12 protein-coding genes are annotated in these 13,976 nt (G+C 68.9%); all 12 read right to left on the minus strand.

The features are described 5' to 3' along the window. Positions 1-441 precede the first annotated feature (441 nt). The 12 genes from nusB to ACNPQM_RS26475 all read right to left on the minus strand — a co-directional run bounded on the left by nusB (position 442) and on the right by ACNPQM_RS26475 (position 13,973). Complete coding sequence (gene nusB / locus ACNPQM_RS26420) at positions 442-873, minus strand: transcription antitermination factor NusB (RefSeq protein ID WP_358860744.1); 432 nt, start codon at positions 871-873, stop codon at positions 442-444. A gap of 2 nt (positions 874-875) precedes the next feature. Further along, entirely contained in the window at positions 876-1,442 is a 567-nt protein-coding gene (efp, locus tag ACNPQM_RS26425; RefSeq protein ID WP_358860745.1) for an elongation factor P, read from the minus strand. Between the two features lie 49 nt (positions 1,443-1,491). Continuing rightward, positions 1,492-2,601, minus strand: coding sequence for an aminopeptidase P family protein (locus ACNPQM_RS26430; protein WP_358860746.1), 1,110 nt, complete (start codon positions 2,599-2,601; stop codon positions 1,492-1,494). A 67-nt stretch (positions 2,602-2,668) separates the two neighbouring features. After that, a complete protein-coding gene (locus ACNPQM_RS26435; RefSeq protein WP_358860747.1) occupies positions 2,669-3,490 on the minus strand; it encodes a Pro-rich N-terminal domain-containing protein in 822 nt (273 codons plus the stop codon). 128 nt (positions 3,491-3,618) lie between these two features. Then, positions 3,619-4,059, minus strand: a complete 441-nt coding sequence (gene aroQ, locus ACNPQM_RS26440; RefSeq protein WP_266987952.1) for a type II 3-dehydroquinate dehydratase — start codon at positions 4,057-4,059, stop codon at positions 3,619-3,621. After that, positions 4,056-5,702, minus strand: coding sequence for a 3-dehydroquinate synthase (gene aroB / locus ACNPQM_RS26445; protein WP_418085988.1), 1,647 nt, complete (start codon positions 5,700-5,702; stop codon positions 4,056-4,058). The genes aroQ and aroB overlap by 4 nt, the downstream gene beginning before the upstream one ends. Continuing rightward, a complete protein-coding gene (gene aroC / locus ACNPQM_RS26450) occupies positions 5,699-6,883 on the minus strand; it encodes a chorismate synthase (RefSeq protein WP_037695345.1) in 1,185 nt (394 codons plus the stop codon). The genes aroB and aroC overlap by 4 nt, the downstream gene beginning before the upstream one ends. Before the next feature lie 888 nt (positions 6,884-7,771). Next, a complete protein-coding gene (locus tag ACNPQM_RS26455; RefSeq protein WP_418085989.1) occupies positions 7,772-8,608 on the minus strand; it encodes a shikimate dehydrogenase in 837 nt (278 codons plus the stop codon). Then, positions 8,595-10,373 carry an endolytic transglycosylase MltG gene (gene mltG / locus ACNPQM_RS26460; RefSeq protein ID WP_418085990.1) on the minus strand — a complete coding sequence of 593 codons (1,779 nt, stop codon included), beginning with the start codon at positions 10,371-10,373 and terminating at the stop codon, positions 8,595-8,597. The genes ACNPQM_RS26455 and mltG overlap by 14 nt, the downstream gene beginning before the upstream one ends. A gap of 95 nt (positions 10,374-10,468) precedes the next feature. Continuing rightward, complete coding sequence (ruvX, locus tag ACNPQM_RS26465; protein WP_064744960.1) at positions 10,469-10,954, minus strand: Holliday junction resolvase RuvX; 486 nt, start codon at positions 10,952-10,954, stop codon at positions 10,469-10,471. Then, on the minus strand, positions 10,951-13,620 hold the full coding sequence (alaS, locus tag ACNPQM_RS26470) for an alanine--tRNA ligase (protein ID WP_358860753.1): 2,670 nt from the start codon (positions 13,618-13,620) through the stop codon (positions 10,951-10,953). Before alaS ends, ruvX begins: the two co-directional genes overlap by 4 nt. Beyond that, the gene (locus ACNPQM_RS26475; protein WP_418085991.1) at positions 13,620-13,973 is read right to left on the minus strand and encodes a DUF6167 family protein; all 354 of its coding nucleotides are present in this window, start codon (positions 13,971-13,973) and stop codon (positions 13,620-13,622) included. Before ACNPQM_RS26475 ends, alaS begins: the two co-directional genes overlap by 1 nt. Positions 13,974-13,976 lie beyond the last annotated feature (3 nt).

The raw sequence follows: 13,976 nt of genomic DNA on the forward strand, positions 1-13,976 counted from the left end.
CGGACGAACCCGGCACCTACGCCAGCCCCTGCGGGGACTCCCCTGCACGGCCCCACCCCCGTATCGTCCGCGTCCGCGACCCGGCGGCCGTGACAAGAAGGCACACCGGGCCGCTGACGCGAGACGGCCGGTCCGGGGCCGTGCAGGGGAGTCCCCGCAGGACGACGAACACAGACCCGGGCTCCCCTCGCATACCCGCCGAACGTTCGTCGCCCGAGGAGACACCCCGGAGGGGCCCCGGACCACCACCCAACGGGCAGGCGCGACGGTGCCACCAGGGGCCAGGCGGACACCCAAGCCCGTCCGGCGCTTGAGGACAAAATCCCCGCCCCGGACCGGGGCGCCGCACCACACAACGGACCCGCCCCGCCCAGGGGCCCCGCACGCCGAAGGGCCCACGGTCAGCTGACCGTGGGCCCTTCGTGGGCTGAGCGCCGCAGCCTACGCCTCGCGGCGAAGGTTCGGCTTGAGGTCCTTGAACCGGGCGAGCAACCCGTTCACAAAGGACGGGGAGTCATCCGTGGAGAACTCCTTGGCAAGCTGGACCGCCTCGTCGATGACTACCGCGTCCGGCGTCCCGTCCACCCAGATGAGCTCGTACGCACCGAGCCGCAGGATGTTCCGGTCGACGACCGGCATGCGGTCGATCTCCCAGTCCACGGCGTAGGTGATGATGAGGTCGTCGATCCGGTCCGCGTACTGCGCGTACCCCTCGACGAGCTCCATCGTGTACTCGGTGACCGGCGGCTGACGAGGGTCGGACCGCGAGAGCCGAACCCAGTCCGCGAGGACCGTCTGCACGGACTCACCGCGCTGGTCGGCCTCGAAGAGGATCTGGAAGGCGCGCTTGCGGGCCGTGTTCCGGGCAGCCACGGTTAGCTGTTCACCCGGCCGAGGTAGTCGCCCGTGCGGGTGTCGACCTTGATCTTCTCACCGGTGGTGATGAAGAGCGGAACGCCGATCTCGTAACCGGTCTCCAGCGTGGCGGGCTTGGTGCCACCGGTGGAACGGTCGCCCTGGACGCCCGGGTCGGTGTGCTGGATCGTCAGCTCGACGGCGGCCGGCAGCTCGACGTAGAGCACCTCGCCCTCGTGCTGGGCCACGGAGGCGGTGAAGCCCTCGATGAGGAAGTTGGCGGCGTTGCCGACAGCCTTGCGGTCGACCATGAGCTGGTCGTACGTGTCCATGTCCATGAAGACGAAGTACTCGCCGTCCATGTACGAGAACTGCATGTCGCGGCGGTCAATGGTGGCCGTCTCGACCTTCACGCCGGCGTTGAACGTCTTGTCGACGACCTTGCCGGAGAGCACGTTCTTGAGCTTGGTGCGCACGAAAGCCGGGCCCTTGCCGGGCTTGACGTGCTGGAACTCGACGACGGACCAGAGCTGGCCCCCGTCGAGCTTGAGCACCATGCCGTTCTTGAGGTCGTTCGTGGAAGCCACGGTTGCGGAATCTCCTGGACTGAAGCTGGTGGACGGCCAAGGATGCGCGCTAGAGCGCGAGCAGCTCCTTGGTCGTAATGGTGAGTAGCTCGGGTCCGCCGTCCGCCTCGGGGCGCACGACGAGCGTGTCATCGATCCGGACCCCGCCCCGGCCCGGGAGGTGGACTCCCGGTTCGACGGTGACCGGCACACAAGCGTCCAGTTTACCCATGGCCGCCGGTGTCAGCTGCGGGTCCTCGTCGATTTCGAGTCCCACACCGTGCCCGGTCCAGGGTGCGAGACCCTCTCCGTGGCCTGCGGAGTCCAGGAGATGCCGGGCCGCGCGGTCCACATCGCGGTACGCCGTGCCCGGCACGAGAGCCTCACGTCCGGCCCGCTGAGCGGCGAAAACCAGGTCGTACAGATCGATCTGCCAGGCGGCGGGCGCGGTCCCGATGACGAACGTGCGGCCGATCTCGCACCGGTAGCCGCGATAGTTGGCGCCGAGACAGACGGAGAGGAAATCTCCCTCCTCCACACGCCGGTCCGAGGGCCGGTGGCGGCCCTGACCCGAGTTGGGTCCGGTGGCGACCGAGGTGGCGAAGGCAGGGCCGTCGGCGCCGTGGTCCACCAGTCGCCGTTCCAGTTCCAGGGCGAGGTGCCGTTCGGTGCGGCCGACCAGAATCGATTCGAGAAGTTCACCGAGCGCCTGGTCGGTGATCTCGGCGGCGATCCGCAGGCAGGCGATCTCCTCCTCGTCCTTGACGAGGCGCAGCTGCTCGACCGTGGCGCCGAGATCGGTCAGCCGGAGCCGCGGGGCCACCGAGCCCATGGCCCGGTGACGGGAGACCGTCAGATCGTGTTCCTCGACGGCGAGCGATTCCGCGCCGGAGGTGGTGGCCAGGTCGGCTGCGGCGACCGCCGGGTCGTCGCCGCCGGAGGTCGGCAACAGGGCCAGCCGCAGCTGGTCGTCGGTGTGCTCGTGGTCGGGCTCGCCGGTCGGCGCGCGGGGGCACAGCAGAACGTCCTCGTCGGGGCCCAGCAGCAGCACGGCACCCGGGGGCGCTCCGCCCGCGAGATAGCGGACGTTGGCGGGGCGGGAGACCAGGGCGGCCGCGGATCCGACGGCGGCGCACCGGTCGCGGAGCAGCCCGCGGCGGACGGCGTACACCTCTGACATGCCACGAGCCTACGAGCGGGGGCGCCGGGCCGCCCGGTCAGCGCATCCGACCGGGGGCGGCCGGCCGTCACCAGGCCGGCGGGCTGGCGATCGAGCGGGCGAGTACGTCGTCGAGGACCCGGGCCGTGGTCTCCACGTCGTACGTCGAGTTGTCGATGATCGGCAGCCCTGAGCCGTACCAGCCCGCCATCCGGCCGTGGATCCGGGCAACCTCCTCGTCCGACAGGCGGCGGTTGCCACTGCGGGCGGCGTTGCGCTCCAGCACGATCTCCAGGCCGGGCAGGAGCACCACGGGCAGAAGCCCCGGGCCCACATGGCGCTTCCAGCCGCCCAGGCCCACGACGGGGCGGTCGGGGAAGACCGCGTCGTCGAGGATGCAGGAGATCCCGTTGGCCAGGAAATTACGGGCGGCGAAGCCGCAGGTGCGGCGGGCCAGGCGGTACTGGGCCTCCGAGTGGTCGTTCCACCCGGTCTGCGGGTCGGCGAAGCCGGAGCGGACCCATTCGCGGACGTCGTCGAGGCTGACGTGGGCGGTGGGAACGCGGCGGCGGCTGGCCCACAGTTTCGCCACGGTCGTCTTGCCCGCGCCCGCGGGGCCGATCAGGAGGACGGCGAGCGTCGCCGTGCCCGTGCCGGGATCGGCGGGTGGTGCGGGCAGCGGCACGGGGCCGCCGGGCGGCAGCTGGATGTGCCCGGTGGTCTCCCGGGAGACGGGGGCTGGGGCATGGTGCGGGGCGGGGCCCGTCCAGCCGGGGCCCCGGGGCGCGGGAGGGGGCGGCGGCCCCGGCGGACCGGGGTGGCCGGGGTGCTGGGCCTGGTGCGTCCAGCCGACAGGTCCGTTTCCGGATCCTTGGGGCGGCGGCAGCGGGGCCCCCACTGCGTGCTGCATCCGGTGCCACTCCGTCTCGTACAGGCAACTGGCGCTGGTGGAACGGCAACCGTACCGTCCCCGGTCGCCGCAGAGGCAACGGTCGGGGACGGTACGGAGTGCCCCGTCGGCCGGTGATCCGGCCGGTCTCAGTCCGTCAGTTCGTCGGCGAGAGCGCGCAGGGCGAGCCGGTAGGAGCCGATACCGAAGCCGGCGACGGTCCCCGTGGCGACCGGCGCGACAACCGAGGTGTGGCGGAATTCCTCCCGTGCGTACGGGTTCGAGATGTGCACTTCGATGAGCGGGGCGGTGCGCTGAGCGGCCGCGTCCCGCATTCCGTACGAGTAATGGGTGAAGGCTCCCGGGTTGAGAACGACCGGAATCGACCCGTCTGCGGCCTCGTGCAGCCAGCGGATCAGCTCGCCCTCGTCGTTGGTCTCCCGGACGTCGACGTCGAAGCCGAGTTCCTTGCCGAGCGTCCGGCAGGTCTCGACGAGTCCGGCGTACGACGTCGCGCCGTAGACATCGGGCTCACGGGAGCCGAGCCGGCCGAGGTTCGGTCCGTTGAGCACGAAGACCCGGCGGGTCACGCCGACACCTCCCCGTACGCGGCGAGCAGCACCGCCGGGTCGGGTCCTTCCAGGACGGTGGGCTTGCCCAGGCCGTCGAGGACGATGAAGCGCAGCAGGTCGCCGCGGGACTTCTTGTCGATCTTCATGTTCTCCAACAGCCTGGGCCACTGGTCGCCGCGGTAGGTGAGCGGCAGTCCGACGGACTCCAGGACTGCGCGGTGCCGGTCGGCCGTGGCGTCGTCCAGGCGCCCGGCCAGCCGGCCCAGCTCGGCGGCGAAGACCATGCCGACGGAGACGGCCGCGCCGTGGCGCCACTTGTAGCGCTCGTTCTTCTCGATGGCGTGGGCGAGGGTGTGCCCGTAGTTGAGGATCTCGCGCAGCCCGGACTCCTTGAGGTCGCTGGAGACGACCTCGGCCTTGACCCGGATGGAGCGCTCGATCAGCTCGGCGGTGTGCGGTCCGGCGGGCGTACGGGCGCCCTCCGGGTCCGACTCGATCAGGTCGAGGATCGCGGGGTCGGCGATGAAGCCGGCCTTGATGACCTCGGCCATGCCGCTGACGTAGTCGTGCACGGGCAGCGAGTCGAGGGCGGCGAGGTCGCAGAGCACCCCGGCCGGCGGGTGGAAGGCGCCGACGAGGTTCTTGCCCTCGGCGGTGTTGATGCCGGTCTTGCCGCCGACAGCCGCGTCGACCATGGCGAGCACGGTCGTCGGTACGGCGATCCAGCGCACCCCGCGCAGCCACGTCGCCGCGACGAACCCGGCCACGTCGGTGGTGGCGCCGCCGCCGACTCCGACGATGACGTCGGTGCGGGTGAATCCGGTCTGGCCGAGCGCCTTCCAGCAGTACGCCGCGACCTCGGCGGTCTTGGCCTCCTCGGCGTTCGGCAGCTGGATGGCGATGGCCTCGTACCCCTGGTCGGCGAGGTCCTGCCGGACTGCCTCTCCGGTCTCGGCGAGCGCCTCGGGGTGCAGGACCGCGACCCGCCGGGCGCGGTCGCCGATCAGCGAGGGCAGCTCACCGAGCAGCTGCCGGCCGACCAGCACCTCGTACGGGTCGGTGCCCGCAGTCCCGGCGATCTGGATGCGTGTGGGTCCCTGGTCCGTCATGCGTGTGTTCTCCCGGCCGGGCCCCGCGGGGTCGCCCGCGCGCTCCGGCAGTTCCAGTGCGTCGAGGACCGCCTGGGCGACCTCTTCGGGCGTGCGCTCGTCGGTGGCCACGGTCGCCCGGGCCACCTCGTCGTAGAGGTGGCGGCGTGCCTCCATCAGCTCGCGCCACTGCCGGCGCGGGTTGACGGCGAGCAGCGGGCGCGCGGTGTTCAGCCCGACCCGCCTGACGGCCTCCTCCACGTCCATCGAGAGATAGACGACGGCGTGGCCGGCGAGCAGGGCGCGGGTCGTGGCGTCGAGCACGGCGCCGCCGCCGAGCGCGAGGACGCCGGTGTGCTCGGCGACGGCGGTGCGTACCGCCTGCCGCTCCAGCTCGCGGAAGTGCTCCTCGCCCTCGTCGTAGAAGATCTCCGAGATCGGCTTGCCCGCCGTGGCCACGACATCCGCGTCGGTGTCCCGGTAGGTGGTGCCGAGCCGGTCGGCGAGCAGCTCACCGACCGTGGACTTGCCGACGCCCATCGGGCCGACGAGGACGATCAGCGGGCCGCTCATCGGATCTGGAGGTGGTCGAGGTACGACTGCACGTTGCGGTGGGTCTCGGGGACGCTGTCCCCGCCGAACTTCTCCGCCACCGCGTCGGCCAGGACCAGCGCGACCATCGCCTCGGCGACGATACCGGCGGCCGGCACCGCGCAGACATCGGAGCGCTGGTGGTGTGCCTTGGCCGGCTCACCGGTGACGACGTCGACGGTGGCGAGCGCGCGGGGCACGGTGGCGATGGGCTTCATCGCGGCACGGACCCGGAGCAGCTCGCCGGTGGTCAGACCGCCCTCGGTACCGCCGGAGCGGCCGGAGGCGCGCTTGATGCCGTCCTCGGTGACGAGGATCTCGTCGTGCGCCTTCGAGCCGGGGACCCGGGCCAGGTCGAAGCCGTCGCCGACCTCGACACCCTTGATCGCCTGAATGCCCATCAGTGCGGCGGCGAGGCGCGCGTCGAGGCGGCGGTCCCAGTGCACGTGCGAGCCGAGGCCGACCGGCACTCCGTACGCGAGCACCTCGACGACACCGCCCAGGGTGTCGCCGTCCTTGTGGGCCTGATCGATCTCGGCGACCATTTCCTTGCTCGCGGCGGCGTCGAGGCAGCGCACCGGGTCGGCGTCGAGCTTCTCGACGTCGGCAGGCGTGGGGTAGACGCCGTACGGCGCCTTGGCCGCGGCCAGCTCGACGACGTGGCTGACGATCTCGATGCCCGCGGTCTCCTTGAGGTACGAGCGCGCGACGGCGCCGAGCGCCACCCGGGCCGCGGTCTCCCGGGCGCTGGCGCGTTCCAGGATCGGCCGGGCCTCGTCGAAGCCGTACTTCTGCATGCCCGCGAGGTCGGCGTGGCCGGGCCGGGGGCGGGTCAGCGGGGCGTTACGGGCCAGGGTGGCGAGCTCGTCGGGGTCGACCGGGTCGGCCGACATGACCTGCTCCCACTTGGGCCATTCGGTGTTGCCCACCATCACGGCGACCGGGGACCCCATGGTCAGACCGTGGCGTACTCCACCCAGGAAGGTGACCTCGTCCTTCTCGAACTTCATCCGTGCGCCGCGGCCATATCCGAGCCGCCGCCGGGCGAGTGCGTCCGCCACCATCTCCGTGGTGATCGGGACGCCGGCGGGAAGACCCTCCAGCGTCGCCACCAGTGCGGGGCCGTGCGACTCCCCCGCGGTCAGCCAGCGCAACCTGCTCAACGGTGCTCCTCATACTCGCGCCTGGAACTGCAACGGCGCGACCGGGTGCGCGGCCCTGGCCCGCCGCCTTCGATCCTCCCATGGCCGGGGGCGTGAACCGGTCGCCGGTCCAGTAGGCGGACGATCGCAAAGCGGTCACGGTGAAGCAACCGAGACACCCAAAGCGTTAAAGATTAACAGATATGGAAAATTGAGAGCATAGAACGATATTTAACACAAAGCGCATTGGGAAATTCACCATCCATCAACCTGATAAATCAGATAGGATCAGCGACAGCCATCGCGAATCGGTGGAAAATTTCAGAGATGAGGAATTCATGCTGACAGCAGCCCGAAGAGCCGCCACAGTTGGAGCCGCCACAGCACTGTTCAGTTCAATACTCCTCGGGAGCCCAGCCCACGCCGCAAGTCTCGCAGACACGGCTGTCTCAATTTGCGGGTCAGGCTATTACGTCCAAAGATCCCATCAACTGTCCAGCAGTGAGACGCAGGGTGTCACCTCCTTCCAGCTCTACAACTCCGCCTCCAAGCGGAACTGCGCAGTCACCTTGAAGCACCCCAATGGGTCGTCTTTCTACGGAGGCCAGACCACTCTGGGCGCCGGGATCCGCGCCGAGGGCGGATCCTGGGTCAAGGACGAAGGCTCATACGGCTATTACGCCGGCCCAGTTTACGTCAATGCCGCCGCAAAATGCGTTCAATTTTGGGGCAAAACATTCCAGAGTGGCGCATCTAGCGGCTGGTACGAAACATACACAAGTCCACTTGGAAACTGCGGCTGAACGGCACCAGTAAAATTTCAATAACTCATGAATTCGCCTTGGCCGGAGTCGGTCAGGGCGAATTCAGTAGAGGCGCAGACAAAGCAAAGCACCGCGGACCTTCGATTTATCGGGATGAAAGCGCCGCCTCCCCTGCGGCACGCATAACGGCAAGCGGAAGCAGTGGGAGGTGTGTCATCTGCTCTACTTGAAGGGCAGCCTGGTGCACCAGCAGGTCGAGGCCACCGATCACGGCACCACCATTTGCCGACCAACCTGCCGCCAGGACAGTCGGCCACGGGTCGTAGAGCACGTCGAAGAGGACACCTAGCCGTCCGGGGATCGCAGTCGCGAGCGCGTCCGTGGCGCCAGCAGGTGTCGTCGCGATAACCAGTGGTGCCTGGAAAGCCTCAGCCGCGTCCGACCAATCAGCGGTGCGCATTTGGACACCAATCCGTTCCCCCCAGCCGCGCATCTCGTCGCCGCGTTCCCGGCTGCGTACGTAGGCAGTGACCGGACCCGTGCAAATCGCACCGAGGGCGGCAACGGCCGACGAGGCGGTGGCTCCGGCGCCGAGAACGGCGGCGGACTCCACCTTTTCCACACCTCGCTCGCGTAGAGCCGCAATCATGCCGGGGATGTCGGTGTTGTCGCCGACACGACGGCCGTCTTCGGTGAACACGACCGTGTTCACAGCTTCGACCGAGGAGGCGGTCTCACTGATGGAGTCCAGCAGCGGGATGATCGCACGCTTCAGCGGCATGGTCAGCGAGAGTCCGGCCCAGGAAGAGTCCAGGCCCTCGATGAAGCCGGGCAGCGCCTGCTCGTCGATCTCGAACCGGTCGTAGGTCCAGTCGGTGAGACCGAGCTCGGCGTACGCGGCCCGGTGCAAGACCGGGGAGAGCGAGTGCGCGATAGGTGAGCCGAGAACGGCCGCCCGTCGGCGCCCGTCAGTTGAGGGCATCAAACTTTTCCTTGAGCTTCAGGAATTCGTTGTAGTTCTTGGCAAACTCGGTCTTGCTGTTGCCGTCGGTCGCCACGAAGTAGATCCAGCCGTCCGTGGTCGGATGAAGCACGGCTGCCAATGCCTCGGCTCCTGGATTGCCGATCGGGCCAGGGGTGAGGCCCGTTCGCGTGTACGTGTTGTACGGATCGTGGTCCTGCTTTATCTCCTTCTCAGTGATCTTGATCTTGCTCTGACCCTTGAGATAGTTGTACGACGAGTCGAACTGAAGGTAGCGATTGGTCTCGGTGTTCGTCGCCTTGAGGCGGTTGTAGACGACTTCGGCCATCTTTCGGAAGTCGTCGTGCGTTTTACCTTCGGCCTGGACCAGGCTGGCCGTCGTGAGCAGTTCCCAGGCATTGTCCAGGTTGTGCTTCTTGGCGTTGGCCTCGAGATCGAGTTTGTCGTACTCGGAGTTGGCCCGCTCGACCATCTTCTTCAGGACGTCCTCCGGCTTCATCCCCTTGACCACGGGGTAGGCCGCAGGGAAGAGGAAGCCCTCCAGCGGATCCTTGAGTTCCGGGTGGTTCTTGGCCCATTGCGGGAGCCCCAGGCTGCCCGCTTGTTTCTTGGCGATGCCGTCGGTGGTGCCGTCCTTGAGGCCCAGCCTCTTGTCGATCTTCGCGTAGACCACGCTGTTGCGCGTGCCCTCCGGGATGATGAGCAGATTCTGGCTCTTCGGGTCGAGCATCATCTTCACGGCCTCGGCCGCGGACATCTGCCTGTTGAGGAGATAGACACCCGCCTGGATCGAGTTCCCCTTGGGGTTTGCGGCCTGCGCCGCGATGAAGGCATCGACGCTCTTGACGACGCCCTTCGACTTCAGGATGCTGCCGATCTCGTTGCCGAGCGCGTTTTTCGGGATCTCCACCTCGACGCTGCCGGAGCCCTGACCCGAGTAGTCGGGGGCCGCGCCGAATTTGTTCTGCCAGTACGTGTAGCCGACGTAGCCCGCCCCGCCGACACCTCCGGCGAGGACCACGGCGACGACGAGGCAGGCGCAACCGCTGCGGTTCTTCTTCTTGCCCTTGCCGCGGCGTTCGCCGCCGCCTCGGCCGTCCCTGCGACTGTCGCGCGGATCGTCGTCGTACTCGTCGTCGTCACGGGGGTCCGGGCCGTCACGGTCGTCGTCGGCGCCCGTGAAGAAGGGGTGCGTCTCCTCCTGGGGCACGTCCGGGTCCCAGTCGGGATTCTGCGGCGGGGCCTGTTCGGGAGCGGCCTCTCGTCGGCCCGGGGGCTGCGGCGGCGGGTACGCATGGGGCGTGCCGTAGTTGTCGTGCGATTCGCCGTAGCCGTTCGTTCCGTTTCCGTACGGATCGTTCGGAGGGGTGCCGTACGGCATCGCGGCCTGCTGGCCGGTGTCCCAGCCGCCGTTGTACTGCGGCTGCTGCGGATGCTGCGCGTACGGGTCGTGCTGCGGCCGCTGTGGCTGCTGCGCGTACGGGTCGTGCTGCGGCCGCTGTGGCTGCTGCGCGTACGGGTCGTGCTGCGGCTGCTGCTGTGGCTGCTGCGCGTACGGGTCCTGCGCGTACGGGTCCTGCGGAGCGCCGTACTGCTGGTGCTGCGGATAGGCCTGCTGCGGCGGCTGCTGGGCGTAGGGATCCTGCGGACCACCGTACTGGTTCTGGCCGTGGGCAGCCTGCTGGCCTCTCCATCCCTGGTCCCCGAACAAAGGGTCCTCGGGATGCCACGGTTCGGAGCCGGGGCCCCGGCCATACTCAGTCATCGATCCCCTAGAGCCGCGAGACGACGTTCCGCCTCTTTGCTGTGCGGTGTTTGTTCGAACACCGCCGCATCGCGCGGAACGTTACCGTATCGCGATCAGACAACCACTTCGACGCCCTCGCCCGGAGCTTTACCCGATGCTCGTTCGGACTCCAGAGCGTTCTGAAGGATCACCACAGCGGCAGCCTGATCGATGACAGACCGGCCCTTCTTGGACTTCACGCCTGAGGCGCGCAGTCCTTGACTCGCCGTTACTGTGGTCATCCTCTCGTCAACCAATCGCACTGGAATGGGTGCGACCGAGCGGGCAACCTCCTGGGCGAAGAGCCGGACCTTGGCCGCCGCGGGACCTTCACCGCCACCCAGAGACCTCGGCAGGCCGATGATGATCTCGATCGGCTCGTACTCCTCGACGATCTGTCCCAGCCGCCGGTGGGCGGCCGGGACGTCACGTCCCGGCACGGTCTCCACCGGCGTGGCGAGGATCCCGTCGGGGTCGCACGAGGCGACCCCGATCCGGGCGTCCCCGACGTCGATCGCGAGACGACGTCCGCGGCGCATCTGCGTCACTCCCGCCGTCACGCTGTCTCGGTGACGAGGCGTTCGACTGCGGCGATGGCCTCGCCGATGGCGGCCGGGTTCTGGCCGCCGCCCTGGGCGACGTCCGGCTTGCCGCCGCCTCCGCCGCCGAGGGTCTTGGCGGCCGTGCGGACCAGGTCACCGGCCTTGAGTCCGCGCTCGCGGGCGGCCTCGTTGGTGGCGATGACGGTCAGCGGGCGGCCATTGGCCGTGGTGAACAGGGCCACGACGGCAGCGCGGCCGCCCTGGATACGCCCGCGGACGTCGAGGACCAGCTTGCGCAGGTCGTCGGCCGAGGTGCCGTCCGGTACCTGACCGGTGACGACGGCGACACCGCGAACGTCCTTGGCGGACTCGACGAGCCCGGCGGCGGCCTGCAGGACCTTCTCCGCGCGGAACTTCTCGATCTCCTTCTCGGCGTCCTTCAGCTTGCCGAGCATGGCGGAGACCTTCTCCGGAAGCTCCTCGGGGCGGCCCTTGACCAGCTCCTGGAGCTGGGCGACGACCGTGTGCTCCTTGGCGAGGAAGTTGTACGCGTCGACGCCCACCAGGGCCTCGATGCGGCGCACACCGGAACCGATGGACGATTCGCCGAGCAGCTTCACCAGACCCAGCTGCGCGGTGTTGTGGACGTGCGTACCGCCGCACAGCTCCTTGGAGAAGTCACCGATGGTGACCACGCGGACCCGCTCGCCGTACTTCTCGCCGAACTCGGCGATGGCGCCCTGCTTCTTGGCCTCGTCGATGGACATGACTTCGGCCTGGACGTCGAGCTCCCGCGAGAGGACCTCGTTGATCTTCTGCTCGACGTCGGTGAGGACCGTGCCGGGGACGGCGGCGGGCGAACCGAAGTCGAAGCGGAAGCGGCCCGGCGAGTTCTCCGAACCGGCCTGGGCGGCCGTCGGGCCCAGCGCGTCGCGCAGCGCCTGGTGCGTGAGGTGCGTGGCGCTGTGGGCGCGGGCGATGGCGCGGCGGCGGGTGTTGTCGATGGCGGCGTAGGCGGAGGCGCCGACCGTCACCTCACCGACCTGGACCGTGCCCTTGTGGACGGAGACGCCCGGGACGGGCTGCTGGACGTCGCGCACCTGGATGACGGCGCCGGTGTCGAGCCGGATCCGGCCCTGGTCGGCGAGCTGGCCACCGCCCTCGGCGTAGAACGGGGTGCGGTCGAGGACGACCTCGACGTCGTCGCCCTCCGTGGCGGCGGGCGAGGGCACACCGTCGACCAGGAGGCCGACGATGGTCGACTCGCCCTCGGTCGACGTGTACCCGGTGAACTCGGTGGTGCCGGAGTGGTCGGCCACCTCGCGGTAGGCGGACAGGTCGGCGTGGCCGGTCTTCTTGGCCTTGGCATCGGCCTTGGCGCGGTCCCGCTGTTCCTTCATCAGGCGGCGGAAGCCGTCCTCGTCCACGGCGAGGCCCTGCTCGGCGGCCATCTCCAGGGTGAGGTCGATCGGGAAGCCCCAGGTGTCGTGGAGCAGGAACGCCTTGTCGCCGGCGAGGACCTTGCCACCGGCGGCCTTGGTCTCGGTGACGGCGGTGTCGAGGATGTTGGTGCCGCCCTTGAGGGCCTTCAGGAAGGCGGCCTCTTCAGCGAGGGCGACGGTCTCGATGCGCTTGCGGTCGGTGATCAGCTCCGGGTACTGCTGGCCCATCGACGCGATGACCGTGTCGACGAGCTCGGCGACGACCGGGCCGGTGGCGCCGAGGAGGCGCATGTTGCGAATGGCGCGGCGCATGATGCGGCGCAGCACGTAACCGCGGCCCTCATTGCCGGGGCTGACGCCGTCGCCGATGAGCATGACGGACGTACGCATGTGGTCGGTGACGACCCGGAGGGAGACGTCCGAGGTGTGGTTGTCGCCGTAGCGCACCCCGGTCAGCTCGGTGGCCTTCTCGATGACGGCCATCGAGGTGTCGATCTCATACAGGTTCTGCACGTCCTGCAGGATCATCGCGAGGCGCTCGAGGCCGAGGCCGGTGTCGATGTTCTTCGACGGCAGGTCGCCGAGGATCGGGAAGTCCTCCTTGCCGTCGCCCGCGCCCCGCTCGTACTGCATGAAGACCAGGTTCCAGATCTCCACGTACCGCTCGTCGTTGACGGCCGGGCCGCCCTCGACGCCGAACTCGGGGCCGCGGTCGTAGTTGATCTCGGAGCAGGGGCCGCACGGGCCGGGGACGCCCATGGACCAGAAGTTGTCCTTCTTGCCCAGGCGCTGAATGCGCTCGGCCGGGACGCCGATCTTGTCGCGCCAGATCTGCTCGGCCTCGTCGTCGTCGAGGTAGACCGTGATCCACAGCCGCTCGGGGTCGAGACCGAAGCCGCCGTCCGCCACGGAGCTGGTGAGAGCCTCCCAGGCGTAGCTGATGGCGCCTTCCTTGAAGTAGTCGCCGAAGGAGAAGTTGCCGCACATCTGGAAGAAGGTGCCGTGCCGGGTGGTCTTGCCGACCTCTTCGATGTCCGGCGTGCGTACACACTTCTGCACGCTGGTGACGCGCTGGGCAGGCGGCTTGACCTCGCCGAGGAAGTACGGCTTGAAGGGGACCATGCCCGCGGGGACCAACAGCAGAGTCGGGTCGTCCGCGATGAGCGACGCCGAAGGCACGACGGTGTGCCCGCGCTCCTCGAAGAAGCTCAGCCAGCGGCGACGAATTTCAGCCGACTCCATCAGTAGTCCTCATTCCGGTTGTACGAGTTGTAGGGGAGCTTGCGGTAGGCGGTGGCGTCGGCGGCCGGGGCGGGCTCGGCCGCCTCGACCGCGAAGCGACGCTGCAGGGGGAGTTCGGGGTCGACCGGCGCCTCAAGGCCCAGCGCCTCGCCCAGTTCGGCCTCGCGCCGGGCCATGCCGTCGCGGACGTCGAGGGCGAAGTCCTTGAGCTTGTGACCGCTCTCGATCGCCCTGTCGGCGGCGCGCGCCGCGAGGCTCTCGGGGGTCAACTGCCTGAGCTTCCGGTTGACCTTGGTGGTGGCCCAGACGCCGGCGGCTGCGCCGGCGGTGAACCAGAACGTACGGCGGAACATCGC

Origin of the sequence: Streptomyces sp. NPDC056231 (assembly GCF_048270745.1) — a bacterium.
GTDB lineage: Bacteria > Actinomycetota > Actinomycetes > Streptomycetales > Streptomycetaceae > Streptomyces.

Coding starts and splice junctions, on each gene's coding strand:
- ACNPQM_RS26430 (WP_358860746.1), bottom strand. CDS start 2,601: ATGTCAGAGGTGTACGCCGTCCGCCGCGGGCTGCTCCGCGACCGGTGC.
- ACNPQM_RS26435 (WP_358860747.1), bottom strand. CDS start 3,490: ATGCAGCACGCAGTGGGGGCCCCGCTGCCGCCGCCCCAAGGATCCGGA.
- aroB (WP_418085988.1), bottom strand. CDS start 5,702: ATGAGCGGCCCGCTGATCGTCCTCGTCGGCCCGATGGGCGTCGGCAAG.
- ACNPQM_RS26455 (WP_418085989.1), bottom strand. CDS start 8,608: ATGCCCTCAACTGACGGGCGCCGACGGGCGGCCGTTCTCGGCTCACCT.
- mltG (WP_418085990.1), bottom strand. CDS start 10,373: ATGACTGAGTATGGCCGGGGCCCCGGCTCCGAACCGTGGCATCCCGAG.
- alaS (WP_358860753.1), bottom strand. CDS start 13,620: ATGGAGTCGGCTGAAATTCGTCGCCGCTGGCTGAGCTTCTTCGAGGAG.
- ACNPQM_RS26475 (WP_418085991.1), bottom strand. CDS start 13,973: ATGTTCCGCCGTACGTTCTGGTTCACCGCCGGCGCAGCCGCCGGCGTC.